This window comes from Blastococcus xanthinilyticus (assembly GCF_008124835.1).
Classification (GTDB): Bacteria; Actinomycetota; Actinomycetes; order Mycobacteriales; family Geodermatophilaceae; genus Blastococcus; species Blastococcus xanthinilyticus.
In genome coordinates this window covers 20,310-35,691 of sequence record NZ_VNHW01000017.1, presented here as the reverse complement: position 1 = coordinate 35,691, position 15,382 = coordinate 20,310, and the positions used below count along the sequence as shown (strand labels likewise).

At 73.5% G+C, this 15,382-nt stretch carries 12 protein-coding genes; 5 read left to right on the top strand and 7 right to left on the bottom strand.

The genetic code is table 11. The features are described from left to right. Window positions 1-80 precede the first annotated feature (80 nt). From BD833_RS19890 to BD833_RS19875, 4 genes are all read left to right on the top strand, one after another. A complete protein-coding gene (locus BD833_RS19890) occupies window positions 81-1,625 on the top strand; it encodes an aldehyde dehydrogenase family protein (RefSeq protein WP_243737834.1) in 1,545 nt (514 codons plus the stop codon). Then, window positions 1,622-3,271 carry a GMC family oxidoreductase gene (locus BD833_RS19885; RefSeq protein WP_243737833.1) on the top strand — a complete coding sequence of 550 codons (1,650 nt, stop codon included), beginning with the start codon at window positions 1,622-1,624 and terminating at the stop codon, window positions 3,269-3,271. The genes BD833_RS19890 and BD833_RS19885 overlap by 4 nt, the downstream gene beginning before the upstream one ends. A gap of 143 nt (window positions 3,272-3,414) precedes the next feature. After that, the gene (locus BD833_RS19880) at window positions 3,415-4,413 is read left to right on the top strand and encodes a hypothetical protein (protein ID WP_166534899.1); all 999 of its coding nucleotides are present in this window, start codon (window positions 3,415-3,417) and stop codon (window positions 4,411-4,413) included. Further along, window positions 4,400-4,969 (top strand): hypothetical protein, encoded by a 570-nt coding sequence (locus BD833_RS19875; RefSeq protein WP_166534898.1) that lies wholly within the window; start codon window positions 4,400-4,402, stop codon window positions 4,967-4,969. Before BD833_RS19880 ends, BD833_RS19875 begins: the two co-directional genes overlap by 14 nt. A gap of 169 nt (window positions 4,970-5,138) precedes the next feature. On the opposite strand, the gene BD833_RS19870 is transcribed toward BD833_RS19875, so the two are convergent. Together BD833_RS19870 and BD833_RS19865 are read right to left on the bottom strand one after the other, a co-directional pair. Then, window positions 5,139-5,660, bottom strand: a complete 522-nt coding sequence (locus tag BD833_RS19870; protein ID WP_166534897.1) for a DUF4265 domain-containing protein — start codon at window positions 5,658-5,660, stop codon at window positions 5,139-5,141. Window positions 5,661-5,706: 46 nt separating this feature from the next. Further along, a complete protein-coding gene (locus BD833_RS19865) occupies window positions 5,707-7,038 on the bottom strand; it encodes an MFS transporter (protein WP_243737832.1) in 1,332 nt (443 codons plus the stop codon). A 357-nt stretch (window positions 7,039-7,395) separates the two neighbouring features. Here BD833_RS19865 and BD833_RS19860 point away from each other — a divergent pair, with 357 nt between their 5' ends. After that, window positions 7,396-8,976 carry a DEAD/DEAH box helicase gene (locus tag BD833_RS19860; protein ID WP_166534895.1) on the top strand — a complete coding sequence of 527 codons (1,581 nt, stop codon included), beginning with the start codon at window positions 7,396-7,398 and terminating at the stop codon, window positions 8,974-8,976. 92 nt (window positions 8,977-9,068) lie between these two features. On the opposite strand, the gene BD833_RS19855 is transcribed toward BD833_RS19860, so the two are convergent. The 5 genes from BD833_RS19855 to BD833_RS19835 form a co-directional block, all read right to left on the bottom strand. After that, window positions 9,069-10,076 carry a sugar phosphate isomerase/epimerase family protein gene (locus BD833_RS19855; RefSeq protein ID WP_166534894.1) on the bottom strand — a complete coding sequence of 336 codons (1,008 nt, stop codon included), beginning with the start codon at window positions 10,074-10,076 and terminating at the stop codon, window positions 9,069-9,071. Next, window positions 10,076-11,260, bottom strand: coding sequence for a Gfo/Idh/MocA family protein (locus tag BD833_RS19850; protein WP_166534893.1), 1,185 nt, complete (start codon window positions 11,258-11,260; stop codon window positions 10,076-10,078). The genes BD833_RS19855 and BD833_RS19850 overlap by 1 nt, the downstream gene beginning before the upstream one ends. Window positions 11,261-11,333: 73 nt before the next feature. Continuing rightward, window positions 11,334-12,389, bottom strand: a complete 1,056-nt coding sequence (locus BD833_RS19845; RefSeq protein ID WP_166534892.1) for a substrate-binding domain-containing protein — start codon at window positions 12,387-12,389, stop codon at window positions 11,334-11,336. A gap of 79 nt (window positions 12,390-12,468) precedes the next feature. Continuing rightward, window positions 12,469-13,662 (bottom strand): ABC transporter permease, encoded by a 1,194-nt coding sequence (locus BD833_RS19840; RefSeq protein ID WP_166534891.1) that lies wholly within the window; start codon window positions 13,660-13,662, stop codon window positions 12,469-12,471. Next, window positions 13,659-15,257, bottom strand: coding sequence for a sugar ABC transporter ATP-binding protein (locus tag BD833_RS19835; RefSeq protein ID WP_243737831.1), 1,599 nt, complete (start codon window positions 15,255-15,257; stop codon window positions 13,659-13,661). Before BD833_RS19835 ends, BD833_RS19840 begins: the two co-directional genes overlap by 4 nt. Between the last annotated feature and the right edge of the window lie 125 nt (window positions 15,258-15,382).

Below are 15,382 nucleotides of genomic sequence, written 5' to 3'. Positions count from 1 at the left end.
AACCCCGGTGTCCCAGTTCTCGCCTCCGACCTGGCGAACCACCGGGCCGGTTCCTGTGACCCGCGGGTAACGTGCGTCACATGTCGCTCGCGGAGCAGATGGACACGGTCACCGACGCCGCCGCCGGCACGGTCGACCGGCACGCCACCACCGAGACCTTCGAGTCGACGGCGCCGGCCACCGGCGCGGTCGTCGGCGTCTTCCCGGTGCACGGCGACGCCGCCGTCGGCGCGACCGTCGCGCGGGCCCGCGCCGCCGCCGGGCAGTGGGCCGCCCTCGGCTTCGACGGCCGCAAGCAGCGGCTGACGGCCTACCGCGGGTACCTCGCCCGGCGCATGCACGAGCTGGCCGACCTGGTCCACCGGGAGAACGGCAAGCCGCACGCCGACGCGATCCTCGAGATCTCCCTGGCCGTCGACCACCTGGCCTGGGCCGCCGGGCACGCCCGCAAGGCGCTGGGCCCCCGCCGGGTCGCCTCGGGGATGCTCGCGGCCAACCACGCCTCCTACCTCGAGTACCAGCCGCTGGGCGTCGTCGGCGTCATCGGGCCGTGGAACTACCCGGTGTTCACGCCGATGGGCTCGATCGCCTACGCCCTGGCCGCCGGGAACGCCGTGGTGTTCAAGCCCTCGGAGTTCACGCCGGCCATCGGCGCCTGGCTGGCCGCCGCGTGGCGGGCCGCCGTCCCCGATGTCGCCGACGCCTTCCAGGTGGTCACCGGCTTCGGTGCCACCGGCGCCGCGCTGTGCCGGGTCCCGGTGGACAAGCTCGCCTTCACCGGGTCCGCGGCGACCGGCCGGAAGGTCATGGCCACCTGCGCCGAGACCCTCACCCCGGTGCTCATGGAGCTCGGCGGCAAGGACGCGATGATCGTCGACGACGACGCCGACGTGGTCGCCGCCGCCGACGCCGCGGTCTGGGGCGCGATGAGCAACGGCGGGCAGACCTGCATCGGCATCGAGCGGGTCTACGCCACCTCGGCCGTCTACGACCGGTTCGTCGCCGAGGTCAGCGCCCAGGTGCAGAAGCTGCGCCCCGGCTCCGACGAGGAGGCCACCTACGGCCCCATGACCATGCCGTCGCAGATCGACGTCGTCCGCCGGCACGTCGCCGACGCGACCGCGGCCGGCGCCCGGGTGGTCACCGGCGGCACGGACGACGCCGGCGAGGGCTACGTCGCCCCCACCGTGCTGCTCGACGTCCCCGAGACCTCCGCGGCGGTGCGCGAGGAGACCTTCGGCCCGACGCTCACCATCACGCGGGTGGCCGACGCCGAGGAGGCGCTGCAGCGCGCCAACGCCACCAGCTACGGGCTGGCCGGCTCGGTGTTCTCCGCGTCCAAGGACAGGGCGATGGACCTCGCCCGCCGGATGCGCAGCGGCATGACGTCGATCAACTCGGTGCTCACCTTCGCCTCGGTGCCCGCGCTGCCCTTCGGCGGGGTCGGCGAGTCCGGCTTCGGCCGCATCCACGGCGAGGACGGGCTCAAGGAGTTCACCCGCGCCAAGGCCATCACCCGCCAGCGGCTCCCGCTGCCGGTGAACCTGATGAGCTTCGGCCGCCCGGCCGGCGCCGCGGACGCGCTCGCCCGGGTCATGGGCATGGTCCACGGGCGGCACCGGTGAGTCGCCGGACGGCTCCGGAGGAGCTGCGCGGGAGCTACGACGTCGTCGTCGTCGGAGCGGGCTCGGCCGGCTGCGCGCTGGCCGGCCGGCTGACCGAGGACCCCTCCGTCCGGGTCCTCCTGCTGGAGGCCGGCGGCTCGGACAAGCTGCTCGAGGTGCAGGTGCCGGCCGGGATGTACAAGGTCTGGCGCACCCGCCGCGACTGGAACTACACCACCGAGGAGCAGCCCGGCCTCGACGGCCGGAGGCTGTTCTGGCCGCGCGGCAAGCTGCTGGGCGGCTCGTCGTCGATCAACGCGATGATCTACATCCGCGGCGCACGTGCGGACTACGACGAGTGGGCCCGGCTCACCGGCGACCCGTCGTGGTCCTACGAGCAGGTGCTGCCGCTGTTCCGCCGCATGGAGGACAACGCCCGCGGCGCCGACGGCTACCACGGGGTCGGCGGCCCCCTCCGCGTCGAGGACCTGCGCTCCCCGCACCCCTGGACGACGGCGGTCGTGGAGTCGGCGGTGGCCACCGGCCACCCCCGCAACGACGACTTCAACGGCCCCGCCCAGGAGGGGGTCGGCCAGTACCAGGTCACCCAGAAGCGCGGCCGGCGCTGGTCCTCGGCCGACGCCTACCTGCACCCGGCTGCCGACCGGCCGAACCTCACCGTGCTGACCGGCGCGCTGACCACGCGGGTGCTCGTCGAGGGCGGCCGGGCCACCGGCGTGGAGTTCCGCCGCGGCGGCCGGCTGCACACCGTGCGGGCCGAGCGCGAGGTGGTGCTCTCCGGCGGCGCCGTCAACACCCCGCAGTTGCTCCAGCTCTCGGGCATCGGCCCGGCCGACCACCTGCGGGAGGTCGGCGTCGACGTCGTCCACGACCTGCCCGGGGTGGGCGGCGGCCTGCAGGACCACCCGCTCGTCCCGGTCATCTGGCACGTCCGGTCGGGGAGGTCGCTGACGCACGGCGACTCGCCGTCGGGCTACGCCCGGTGGTTCGGCGCCCGCCGCGGGCCGCTCAGCTCCAACCTCGCCGAGGCGGGGCTGTTCACCCGGTCGGCCCCGGAGCTCGCCGAGCCCGACCTGCAGATGCACTTCCTCCCGGTCAAGTTCTGGCGGCAGGCCGAGGTCGACCCCGACGTCGACGCCTTCACCGCCGCGGTCGTCCTCGTGGACGTGCAGTCCCGGGGTTCGGTGCGGCTGCGGTCGGCCGACCCGACGTGGGCGCCGGCGATCGACGCCGGCTACCTCACCGACGACCGCGACCTCGAGGCGCTGGTCACCGGCGTGGAGAAGGCCCGGGAGATCGCCGGTGCCGCGCCGCTGGCCGACGTGCTGGGCGAGGAGTGGTCGCCCGGCGGCACCGTGCACGGGCGCGAGGCCCTCCGGCAGAAGGTGAAGGACACCCTGGAGTCCCTGTACCACCCGGTGTCCTCGTGCCGGATGGGCACCGACGCCCAGGCGGTCGTGGACTCCCGGCTGCGGGTGCACGGCATCGAGGGGCTGCGCGTCGCCGACGCCTCGGTCATGCCGACGCTGGTGCGCGGCAACACCAACGCGCCGACGATCATGATCGCCGAGCGGGCGGCGGACCTGATCCTGGGCCGCGCCCCCGCCGAGCGGCTTCCCGCAGAGCAGCTCACCGCCGCACCCTGAGGCGTCGTCGGCTTGCTCGCCGCGAAGCGATCGGCCGCTCGCCGTGATCACGGGAGCCGCCTGAGCGGCGCGCGGGCCGGTGCGCTGCGATGCTTGGCCGAGTTCACGCGCGGTCGGGGCGCTGGTCGAGCGGAGGTCGTGCCGTGAGCATCCACACGGTCACCGCCTACTCGATCCACCTGGAAAAGCGATTCGGCCGGCACGCCGGACGGCGCCAGGTGCTCGCCCCGATGCCCGACGGTCAGGACCTGCTCCACCTCGCCGCCACGTTCATCGAGTCGCTGCGCGGCACGCTGCACCGGGGCGAGGAGGACCGCTACTACGGCGGGGTGACCCGACTGGCCGGCCGCGGACGGACGATCGAGACCCAGATGGTCGCCGGACGGGGCGGCGTCCGCTCGCAGATCAGACTTCCCGGCCGGGACGACGAGGCGGAGAGTTTCTCACGGACCCAGGACCACATCGAGGAGGTCGCGGTCAGGCAACTGGTCGTCCTGCCCCGTGACAGCCTCACGGGCTACTGGTTCTTCGAACTGGCCGGGCACCACACCGTGGCCCGGCCTTACCGTCGGCACTTCGAACGGTGGTTCGAGCACCGCAGCTCGGCGCAGAGCCTGCGGGTGGTCTTCGAACGCGTCATGACCGCGGAGGCCTGGGAGCAGATCGAGAACGACCCCGCAGCCCGCGTGGAGCAGGTGCGGATCGTCCACGCACGTGCGGCCAACGACCGCTCCGAGGAGGTCGGCCTCGGCGGCGTGAAGGGTCCCTACGTGGAGATGTGGGGGGACAGCAAGGAGCCCAGCGGTCCCTCGGTCCTGACCCAGTTGAGGGAGCGGATCCTCGGCCGGGCCGACGACGGCCGCCTGGTCCCGGCCCAGGACGACGTGACCGAGGTGACGGCCGTGGTGCGGGTGGCCGGTCGCCGGCGACAGGTCACCGTCAGCCGAGCGCGGCTCCCCGGCATGCGGATGGTTCTAGATGACCGGGGGTCGGGCCCGCCGCCCGACGACGAGTTCTTCGGCACGGCTCGCCAGTGGGCGATGGATCTGGCCGAACGAGACGACGTCCCGCTGCCCGCCGACTGGGCGAGCGGTGACTGGAACCCGGCAGACGTGCGGACGGAGGACGGTGCGCTCTTCTAGGCCGTGGGGCTGGACCGCGAAGATCCGGCTCACCGAGCTGGCCCGGGCGCACCTCGACACGCTCTCCGTCGAGCGCCACGAACGGGGCCAGCGGGACGATCGCCGGAGCGTCGCCGACCTCGCCCTCTTCTTCCTGCTGCCCCTGGCGGTCGGTGCCGCGGTATGGGGCACGGGCGTCAGCGCCCCGGACGTCGACCCGTTGCTGGCCTCGATCTCGATCCTGACCGGTCTGCTCTTCGCCCTGATCGTGCTCGTCTTCGATCGGCTCATCCAGGTGCGCGCCCAGCAGCCACCCGCCGTCGGCAACGACCCCGTCGTGGACGCGTGGCAACTGCTGGTCAACATCAGCTGGGCGATCCTCGTCTCGCTGACCCTGCTGGTCGTGCTCTTCACCACTGTGCTGCTGCGAACCGACGCCCTCCCGCCATGGCTCACGGCGATCGTGGCAGCCCTGGGGCTCCACCTCGTCCTGACCCTGCTGATGGTGCTGAAGAGGGTCTTCTACATGGCGAAGCGGATCGCTGGACACCGGGCCGATCCCGGGTACCGCCACTAGGCCGGCCCCGGCTCACCCCGCGCCTGGTCGGCGGCCGCCGGGCCCCGACGAGATCGACAGCGCGGTCCGCGGGAGAGCGAACGCGCCGACGATCATGATCGCCGAGCGGGCGGCGGACCTGATCCTGGGCCGCGCCCCCGCCGGGCAGCTTCCCGCCGCCCGCTGACGCTCAGGGGGTGCGGCCGACCTCGTAGATGAACCGACCGGCGCGCTCGGCCTCGTCGAGGTGGTCGGCGACGGCCGCTGCGACGTCCGGCTCGGCCGAGATCGCGACCAGGTGGGGCGAGTAGACGTCGAACCAGCAGCCGAACCGCGCCAGCTCGACCTGCAGCTCCCGACCGCGCTCGTCCCGCTCGAGGTCGGGCCAGTCGGGGAACCACACCCGGTAGGTGTGCCGGCCGGCGTCCAGCAGCGGGCGCACCGCGACCAGCGGCCCCTCAGCGGTCGCGACCACCTCCACCTCGTCCCCGAGGTGCAGGTCGTAGGCGAACACCGGGACCGCGGCGACGACGGCCCGCCCCTCCCCCGACGGGTGCGCCCGCAGGCCCTCCCAGGCCACCTCGTCCTCCCCGCCGGGGTAGACCGCCACCCACACCGTCTGCGCAGCGGTCGCGGACTCCGGATGCACCTCGACCACGCCGTCCCGCAGGCGGGTGACCCGGCCGGGGTGCGCGAGGTAGCTGGTCGACACGGCCCCAGCCTAGGGACGCCGGCGCCGGCCGTGACCGGTGCCGGCGTCAGCCGTGGGCGGAGTCGGCCGCTGCCTCCTCCGGGGCGGCTGCCCGGGCGCTCTCCGCGCTCGGCGGGAGGTTCCGGCGGATCGCCATCGACGCCGCCGCGGCGACGACGCACAGCCCGCCGGCCAGGAACCACGCGAGGTCGTAGGAGCCGGTGGCGTCGCGGATGACCCCGCCACCGAACGCCGCCACCGCCGCGCCGATCTGGTGGGCGCCGAAGACCCAGCCGAAGACCACCGGCGCGCGGGCGCCGAAGTGCTCCCGGCACAGCGCGAGCGTCGGCGGCACGGTGGCCACCCAGTCCAGGCCGTAGAAGACGATGAACGCGACCATGCTGACGTGCAGCTCCGGCCCGAACAGCGGCGGCAGCAGGAACAGCGAGAAGCCCCGCAGCCCGTAGTAGGCCAGCAGCAGCACCCGCGGGTCCACCCGGTCGGTGAGCCAGCCGGAGAACACGGTGCCGGCGATGTCGAAGATGCCGACGACGGCCAGCAGCCCGGCCACGGTGGTCACCGGCATGCCGTGGTCGTGCGCGGCGGGTATGAAGTGCGGCTGCACCAGCCCGTTGGTCGACATCCCGCAGATGAAGAACCCGACGGCCAGCAGCCAGAACGGGCGGCTGCGCGCCGCCTCGGCGAGCCCGCGCATCGCCGCGCGCGCGGCCCCGGCCCGCACCGGCTCGGCGTCGTCGGCCGCGGTGCCGCCGTACGGGGTCACGCCGAGGTCCCGGGGCCGGTCGCGGAGCAGCCAGGCCACCAGGGGCAGCACGGCCAGCGCCGCCGCCGTCGTCCCGAGCGACGCCGCCCGCCAGCCCGCCGCCGAGTCGATCCAGGCGACCAGCGGGAGGAACACCAGCTGACCGGCGGCGCCGCCGGCGGTCAGCACGCCCGACACCAGGCCGCGCCGGGCCACGAACCAGCGCCCGGTCACGGTGGCCACCAGCGACAGCGCCATCGACCCCGTGCCGAGCCCGACCAGCACGCCCCACAGCAGCACCAGCTGCCAGCTGGCCGTCATGAACACGGTGAGCCCGCTGCCCAGCGCGACAACCAGCAGCGCGCACATCACGACCCGGCGGATGCCGAACTTCTCCATCAGGGCCGCGGCGAACGGGGCGGTCAGCCCGTAGAGCGCCATGTTGACCGCCACCGCCGCCGAGATGGTCGACACCGACCAGCCGAACTCCGCGCGCAGCGGATCGATGAGCACCCCGGGCACCGCCCGGAAGGCCGCGGCCCCCACCAGCGCCAGGAACGTCACGGCTGCCACCCACCACGCGGGGTGGATGCGGTGCGCCGGCGCGGTGCGGGAGGGCGGGTCGAGCACGGTCACGGCGCAGAGCATGACGCACCGCGCGGGCGGCTCCCAGCTCCCGGACCGCCACTCCCGGCAACGATCCCGCCATCCACCGGGCGACGGCGACGACTCACCCGATGTGACCTGTCACTCCCCCGATGTCGGACCAGACCGGCACCGGGTCTGGTTGAGTACTACGTACCGGCGCCGCCCTCGCTCATCCGGAGCGGCAGGAATCGACGTCGGGCTGAGGCTGCGCCACCTTGGTGCGCCCGGCTGACCGACGTCTCGCCGACGATGCGAGCCCGCCCTGCCCCCGTGCAGTCGCGCCGGCGCTCGCTCGCCCGCGGTGTCGCGCAGCCACTCGAGCGTCGAAGGACTCCATTGACCTCCATGCACAACACGCCCGCCCCCTCCGAGAGCGGCGCCCGTCGCCGACGTGGCGGCCGCGGCCGCGGCACCCGCCCGGCCGGCGAGCAGCAGAACCAGAACACCCCCGCGGCGCCGTCGGTGCCCGCGCCCGTCGTCGTCCCCGTCGGTGCCGACGCGACCGTGCTCCCCACCGACACCACCTTCGCCGCCCTGGGCGTTCCCGCGCCCATGGTCGAGGTGCTCGAGACCAGCGGCATCACCGCGCCGTTCCCGATCCAGGTCGCGACGCTGCCCGACAGCCTCGCCGGCCGCGACGTGCTCGGCCGTGGCCGCACCGGCTCGGGCAAGACCCTGGCCTTCTCCATCCCGCTGGTGGCCCGGCTGGCCGCCTCCGGCACCCGCCGGCAGGCCAAGCGGCCCCGCGCGCTGGTGCTCGTCCCGACCCGCGAGCTGGCCAACCAGGTCTTCGCCGTCGTCGACCCGCTGGCCCGGGCGCTGGGCATGAACGCCACCACGATCTTCGGCGGCGTCGGCCAGAACCCGCAGGTGCAGGCGCTGGCCAAGGGCATCGACATCGTCATCGCCTGCCCCGGCCGGCTCGAGGACCTGATCGGTCAGGGCCACTGCGACCTCGGCGCCATCGAGGTGACGATCCTCGACGAGGCCGACCACATGGCCGACCTGGGCTTCCTGCCCGGCGTCAAGCGGATCATGGACCGGACGCCGAAGGTCGGGCAGCGGATGCTGTTCTCCGCGACCCTCGACAACGGCGTCGACGTCCTGGTCAAGCGCTACCTGACCAACCCGACCACGCACTCGGTCGACCCGGCCGTCGCCCCGGTCAGCACGATGACCCACCACGTCTTCCACGTGCAGGCCGCCGACAAGTCCGAGGTCGTGCGCGAGCTGGCCGCGGGCCTGGGCCGCAGCGTGCTGTTCACCCGCACCAAGCACCAGGCCAAGAAGCTGGCCAAGCAGCTCACCGCGGCGGGCATCCCGGCCGTCGACCTGCACGGCAACCTCAGCCAGAACGCCCGCGAGCGCAACCTCGAGGCGTTCAGCAACGGCACCAGCCGGGTGATGTGCGCGACCGACATCGCCGCCCGCGGCATCCACGTGGACGACGTGGCGCTGGTCGTGCACGTCGACCCGCCGACCGAGCACAAGGCCTACCTGCACCGGTCGGGCCGCACCGCCCGGGCCGGTGCCGGCGGCACGGTCGTCACCATCACCACCCCCGACATGGTCGGCGAGGTGCGCACCCTGACCCGCCAGGCCGGGATCTCCCCGATCGTCAGCCAGGTCCGCCCCGGCGCCGAGCAGATCGCCGAGCTCGCCGGCCCGGCGGCGCCCTACGTGGAGCCGGCTCCCGCGCCGGAGCCGCAGCCGCAGGGTCAGGGCGGCGGGCGGCGCCGTCGGGGCGGATCGGGCTCCGGCTCCGGCTCCGGCTCGGCGAAGCCCGCGGCGTCCTCCGGCCGGAGCGGCGCAGCAGGCTCGGGTCGCGCCAGCGGCCCGGCGCGCACCCGCGCCGAGCTGGCCGCCCGCGCCGGCACCTCGTCGGCCGCCTCGTTCAGCTCCCGCTCGCGGCGCGGCGGTCGCTGACCGGCGCACCTGGCTCAGCACGAAGGGTCCTGGCTCACCGTCGACGGTGAGCCAGGACCCTTCGTGATCAGGTCACCTGATCATCCTGCGGTTCAGTTGCCGCTGGCGAAGGCGGCGTCGAACGCGGCCGCCGGCGGGTCGAACGCCAGCCGGCGCACGAACTCCAGCGCCTCGGGAGCACCGACCAGGCGGTCCATGCCGGCGTCCTCCCACTCCACCGAGATCGGCCCGTCGTAGCCGATGGTGTTGAGCATCCGGAAGCAGGCCTCCCACGGGACGTCGCCGTGCCCGGTGGAGACGAAGTCCCAGCCGCGCCGGGGGTCGGCCCAGGGCAGGTGCGAGCCCATCCGGCCGTTGCGGCCGTTGCCGACCTGCTTCTTCGCGTCCTTGCAGTCGACGTGGTAGATCCGGTCCTTGAAGTCCCAGATGAAGGACACCGGGTCGAGGTCCTGCCAGACGAAGTGCGACGGGTCCCAGTTCAGCCCGAACGCCTCGCGGTGCCCGATCGCCTCCATGGTGCGCACCGTCGTCCAGTAGTCGTAGGCGATCTCCGACGGGTGCACCTCGTGCGCGAACCGCACCCCGACCTCGTCGAACACGTCCAGGATCGGGTTCCACCGGTCGGCGAAGTCGCGGTAGCCGTCGTCGATCATCGACTCGGGCACCGGCGGGAACATCGCCACGGTCTTCCAGATCTTCGACCCGGTGAACCCGACGACGGTCTTCACCCCGAGCTTCGCCGCCGCCCGGGCGGTCAGCTTCATCTCCTCGGCGGCCCGCTGCCGGACGCCCTCGGGGTCGCCGTCGCCCCACACCCGCGGGTGCACCATGCCGCGGTGCCGCTCGTCGATCGGGTCGTCGCAGACGGCCTGGCCGTTGAGGTGGTTGGAGATGGCGAACACCTGCAGGTTGTGCCGCTTGAGCAGGTCGAGCTTCTCCTGGACGTAGGAGTCGTCGTTCGCGGCCCGCTCGACGTCGAGGTGGTCGCCCCAGCAGGCGATCTCCAGGCCGTCGTAGCCCCAGCCGGAGGCCAGCCGGCACATCTCCTCGAACGGCAGGTCGGCCCACTGGCCGGTGAACAGCGTGATCGGACGGGGCATCAGGACTCCTGGATCTCGGTGAAGGCGGAGTTGGCCGCGGCGCTCCGCTCGACCGCGTCGAGCACCCGCTGGATCTGCAGGCCGTCGGCGAACGACGGGGCCGGGTCCTCGTCCTTCGCGATCGCGGTGACCAGGTCGACGACCTGGTGGGTGAAGCCGTGCTCGTACCCGAGCCCGTGGCCGGCCGGCCACCAGGCGCCCACGTAGGGGTGCCCGGGCTCGGTCACCACGATCCGGCGGAAGCCGGCGGTCTCGGCCGGGTCCGACCCGTCGAAGAAGTGCAGGACGTTCATGTCCTCGAAGTCGAACGCCAGGCTGCCGGCCGAGCCGTTGACCTCGATCCGGATGGCGTTCTTGCGGCCCAGCGCGAAGCGGGTCGCCTCGAAGGTGCCCAGCGCCCCGCCGGAGAACCGGCCGAGGAACACCGCGGCGTCGTCGACCGTCACCCGGCCGGTCTCCGCTCCGCCGACCCCGCCGAGCTTCCCGGTGGACGCCGGCAGCGGCCGCTCCTCGACGAACGTCTCGAGCATCGCGCTCACGCCGCGCAGCGCCTGCCCGGTGATGTACTGCGTCAGGTCGACGATGTGCGCGCCGATGTCCCCGAGCGCGCCGGAGCCGGCCTTGTCCTTCTCCAGCCGCCACGACATCGGCGCGGCCGGGTCGGCGATCCAGTCCTGCAGGTACTGGGCGCGGACGTGCCGGATCTGCCCCAGCCGCCCCTCGGCGACCAGCTGCCGGGCCAGCCCGATGGCCGGCACCCGCCGGTAGGTGAAGCCGACCATCGACCGGACCCCGCGGGCGGCGGCCTTCGCGGCGGCGTCGGCCATCGCCTCGGCCTCCGCCACGGAGTTGGCCAGCGGCTTCTCGCACAGGACGTGCTTGCCGGCCTCCAGCGCCGCGATGGCGATCTCGGCGTGCGTGTCGCCCGGCGTGCAGACGTCGACCAGGTCGACGTCGTCGCGCTCGATGACCCGCCGCCAGTCGGTCTCGGTCCCGGCCCAGCCGAGCCGGCCCGCGGCCTCGGTGACGGCCGCGGGGTTGCGCCCGGCGAGGACGGCCAGCCGGGGCTCGAGGGCGAGGTCGAAGAAGCGCGGCGCGGTGCGCCACGCGTGGGAGTGCGCCGCGCCCATGAACGCGTAGCCGATGAGGCCCACGCCCAGGGTCGGGCGGCCGGGGGAAGTCATGCGGGAGCTCCTCGGGGATGCCGGGGGTCGCCGGGCGGCGGGAGTGCCGCCCGGCGACCCCGGGTCAGACGGATCAGGACTCGAACGCGTTGCCGATGTAGTCGTCGACGTTCTCCGCGGTCACCACGGGAGCGTTGAGCACGATCTCCCGCGGCACCTCCCGCGAGACCAGGTCCGACAGCGACTTGCCCTGGGCGATGAGCCGGGCCAGGGCGATGCCGTCCGCCGCCTGGGTGTGCGGGTAGATGACGGTCGCCTGCAGCACGGAGTCGCCCTCCTGGATGGTCCGCATCGCGTTCGCCGAGCCGGCTCCGCCGACCATGACGAACTCGTCGCGACCGGCGTTCTCGATCGCCGCCAGGACGCCGACGCCCTGGTCGTCGTCGTGGTTCCACAGCGCGTCGATCTGCGGGGCGGCCTGGAGCAGGTTGGCCGCGGCCTCCTCGCCGCCCTGGACGGTGAAGTCGGCGGCGACCCGGTTGTCGACGTCGAGCCCGCAGTCGGCCAGCGCATCGGCGAAGCCCTGGCTGCGGTCCTGGGTCAGCGGCAGCGAGTCGATGCCGGCGATCTCGGCGACGACGGCGTCGGGGTTGTCGCCCACCTGCTCGCAGACGTACGTGCCGGCGGACACGCCCATGCCGTAGTTGTCGCCCAGGATGGTGGCGCGGGCGGCGAACGGGCTGTTGAACTCCCGGTCGACGTTGATGACCGGGATGCCGGCCTCCATCGCCTGCAGCGCCACCGGCGTCATCGCAGCGCCGTCGAAGGGCAGCAGCACGATGGCGTCGACCCCCTCGTTGATGAACGTCTCGACCTGGCTGATCTGCGTGCTGACGTCGTTGGTGCCCTCGGCGACGGTCAGCTCGACGTCCTCGTAGTTCTCGGCCTCGGCCCGGGCGGCCTCGGTGATGCCCGCCATCCAGCCGTGGTCGGCGGCGGGGGCCGAGAAGCCGATGCGGACCGTGTCGCCGGTCTCGTCGTTCGAGCTGGCGACGGCGTTCCCGCCACCGTCCGAGCCGGAACTCTCCGGCTCGTTGCTCGTGCAGCCGGCGACGAGCACGCCGGCGCCGGCCACGGCGACCGCGGTGGACATCAGGCGGCGGTAGGGGCGCTGCCTCGTTGCAGACATGTATCTCTCCTCGGTGTGCCACTTCCCGGCGGGACGCCGGCAGCTCTGGGTGGATGGGTGGGTGGTCAGCGAGTGCGGATCAGGGGGTGGAGCCGGTTCCGGGCCGGTCGCCGCCCGGCGCGCCGGGCGTGCTCGTACCGCCGGACACCGCCCCGGCCGGGGTGCCCCCGGCGACCGGTCCGCCCGACGACGACTCGCCGCGGCCGGATCGCGAACCGGTCAGCCAGCCGAACCCGCCGCGGCCCTCGGCCAGCCGCGTCTGCAGCAGGACGGCGAGCACGATGATCAGGCCCTGGACGACGGCCTGCGCCGAACTGGACAGGTTGTTGAGCACGAAGACGTTGCCCAGCGTGATGAGGATCAGCACGCCCAGGACGGTGCCGACGATCGTGCCGCGGCCACCCACGAGCAGGGTGCCGCCGATGACGACGGCGGCGATCGCCTGGAGCTCCATCAGCGTGCCGTGGGTCGAGACCCCGGTCGTCGTCCGCGCCATGAGCATCACCGCGGCGATTCCGCAGGTCACGCCGGAGAGGACGTACAGCTTGAGGGTGTGCCACTGCACCCGGATGCCGGCCAGCCGCGCGGCCTCGGCGTTGCCACCGACGGCGAAGGTGTGCCGACCGAACGTGGTGCGGTTGAGCAGCACCCAGCCGGCGACCGACACCAGCGCCCAGATGACCACGAGGGAGGGCACGCCGAGCACGTCGCCACCGAAGAAGTCCAGGAATCCCTGATCCTGCACGATCTGGGTCCGGCGGTTGGCGATGATCTCGGCCAGGCCGCGGGCGGAGACGAGCATGGCGAGGGTGGCGATGAAGGCCACCAGCCGGCCGTACGCGATCACGATGCCGTTGACCAGGCCCGCCCCGGCGCCCACCGCGATCGCGGTGAACACCATGACGATCCAGTGGAAGTCCTCGGCCATCTGCTGGGTCGCCAGGGTGGTCGCCCACACCGAGGACAGCGCGACCAGCGCGCCGACCGACAGGTCGATGCCGCCACCGATGATCACGAACGTCATGCCGATGCTGACCACGCCGACGACGGCAGCCAGCCGCAGGATGGTGAGGACGTTGTCGATGTCGACGAAGCGGTCCGGCGCGGTGACGGCGCCGACGACGCAGAGCAGCGCGAAGGCCACGACGAGGCCGAGCAGGCGCCCGGCCGGGCCGGCCATGAAGCCCGGACCCTTGCCGTTCCCGTCGGGTGAGCGGTCCTTCGCCGGCGCGGGTGCGCCCGCTCCCCCGGTCGTCACGGTGCTGCCGGTCATGCCACGTCCCCTTCGTGCTGCTGTGCGGTGGCGTGCTTCCGGTCGGCCCGCCGGTGCGGGTCGACCGTTCCTTCCATGACGAGGTCGAGCACGGCGTGCTCGTCGAGCGCGTCGGCCGGCTCCTGGGCGACGACGGAGCCGTCGGAGATCACCAGCACCCGGTCGGCGAGGCCCAGGACTTCCGGGATCTCGCTGGACACGACGACGACGGCGACCCCGCGGTCGGCCAGCTCGCGGACCAGGGCGTAGATCTCCGACCGCGCGCCGACGTCGACCCCGCGGGTCGGCTCGTCCAGGAGCAGCACCCGGCAGTCGCGGAGCAGCCAGCGAGCGAGCACGACCTTCTGCTGGTTGCCGCCCGACAGCGTCCGCACCTCCCGGGTCACGTCGGCGGGCCGGACGTCGAGGGCCTGCACCTGCTCGCGAGCCGCCTCCTTCTCCGGGCCCCCGGAGAGGAACCCGCCCCGGACGAAGCGGGCGAGACTGGCGATGCTGATGTTCCGGTAGACGGCGTCGCCGAGCAGCAGCGCCTGGCTCTTGCGCTCCTCGGGCGCGAGCCCCACCCCCGCCGACACCGCGGCCGCGACGCTGCCGTGCCGCAGCCGCCGGCCGGCCACGGTGACCGTGCCGCTGGTGGCCCGGCGGGCGCCGTAGACGGTCTCCAGGATCTCCGAGCGCCCCGACCCGACGAGCCCGGCGAGCCCGACCACCTCACCCGGCCGCACGTCGAACGAGACGTCCCGGAACGTGCCGCGCAGCCCGAGGTCGCGGACCGACAGCAGCGGCTCGGCGTCGGCGACCGGCCGGCGGTCGGGGAAGACGAACTCGATGTCGCGGCCGGTCATCAGCTCGATGACCTGGCGGGTCGTGGTGTCCCGCACCGGCAGCCCGGTGGCCACGGTGCGCCCGTCCTTGAGCACGGTGATCCGGTCCCCGACCTCGCGGATCTCCTCCAGCCGGTGGGAGATGTAGACGACCGCGACACCGTCGCGGGTGATGTCGCGGATGACCTCGAACAGGTGCTGGACCTCCTCGTTGTCGAGCACCGCCGAGGGCTCGTCCATGACGATCAGCTTCGCGTCCTGGGACAGCGCCCGGGCGATGCTGACCATCTGCTGGGCGGCCGCGGGCAGCGACCCCGCCTCCGCGGTGGGCCGGATCTCGGGGTGGCCGAGGCGGGCGAGCAGCTTGCCGGCGGCGTCGTTCGCCGGCGCCGGCCGGGCCAGGCCGAAGCGCGAGCGCTCGCGCCCGAGGAAGATGTTGTCGGCCACCGTGAGGCCCGAGACCAGGTCGAGCTCCTGGTAGATCGTGGCGATCCCGTGCTTCATCGCCGCCTGCGGGTTGCTCAGCGAGACGGGCTCGCCCCGCCACTCGATCCGGCCGCCGTCGGGCTGGTGGGCCCCGGCGAGCACCTTGATCAGCGTCGACTTGCCGGCCCCGTTCTGGCCGAGCAGGCAGTGCACCTCACCGGCGCGCACGTCGAGGTCGACGCCGTCCAGCGCCCGCACGCCGGGGAAGGTCTTCACGATGCCGCGCATCTCCAGCAGCGGCGCCCCGCTGCTGGAGTTCCCTCCCGTACCGGCTGCACCGGTCATGACGCCCACCCCGAGACTTTTGCTCACCACTGACCATTAGTCCGCTGAGGCGACAACATATGGGCGGCGTCACACGAGGGTCAAGCGGCTGCGGCGGGGTTACCGAACCGCAACCGAACGGGCCG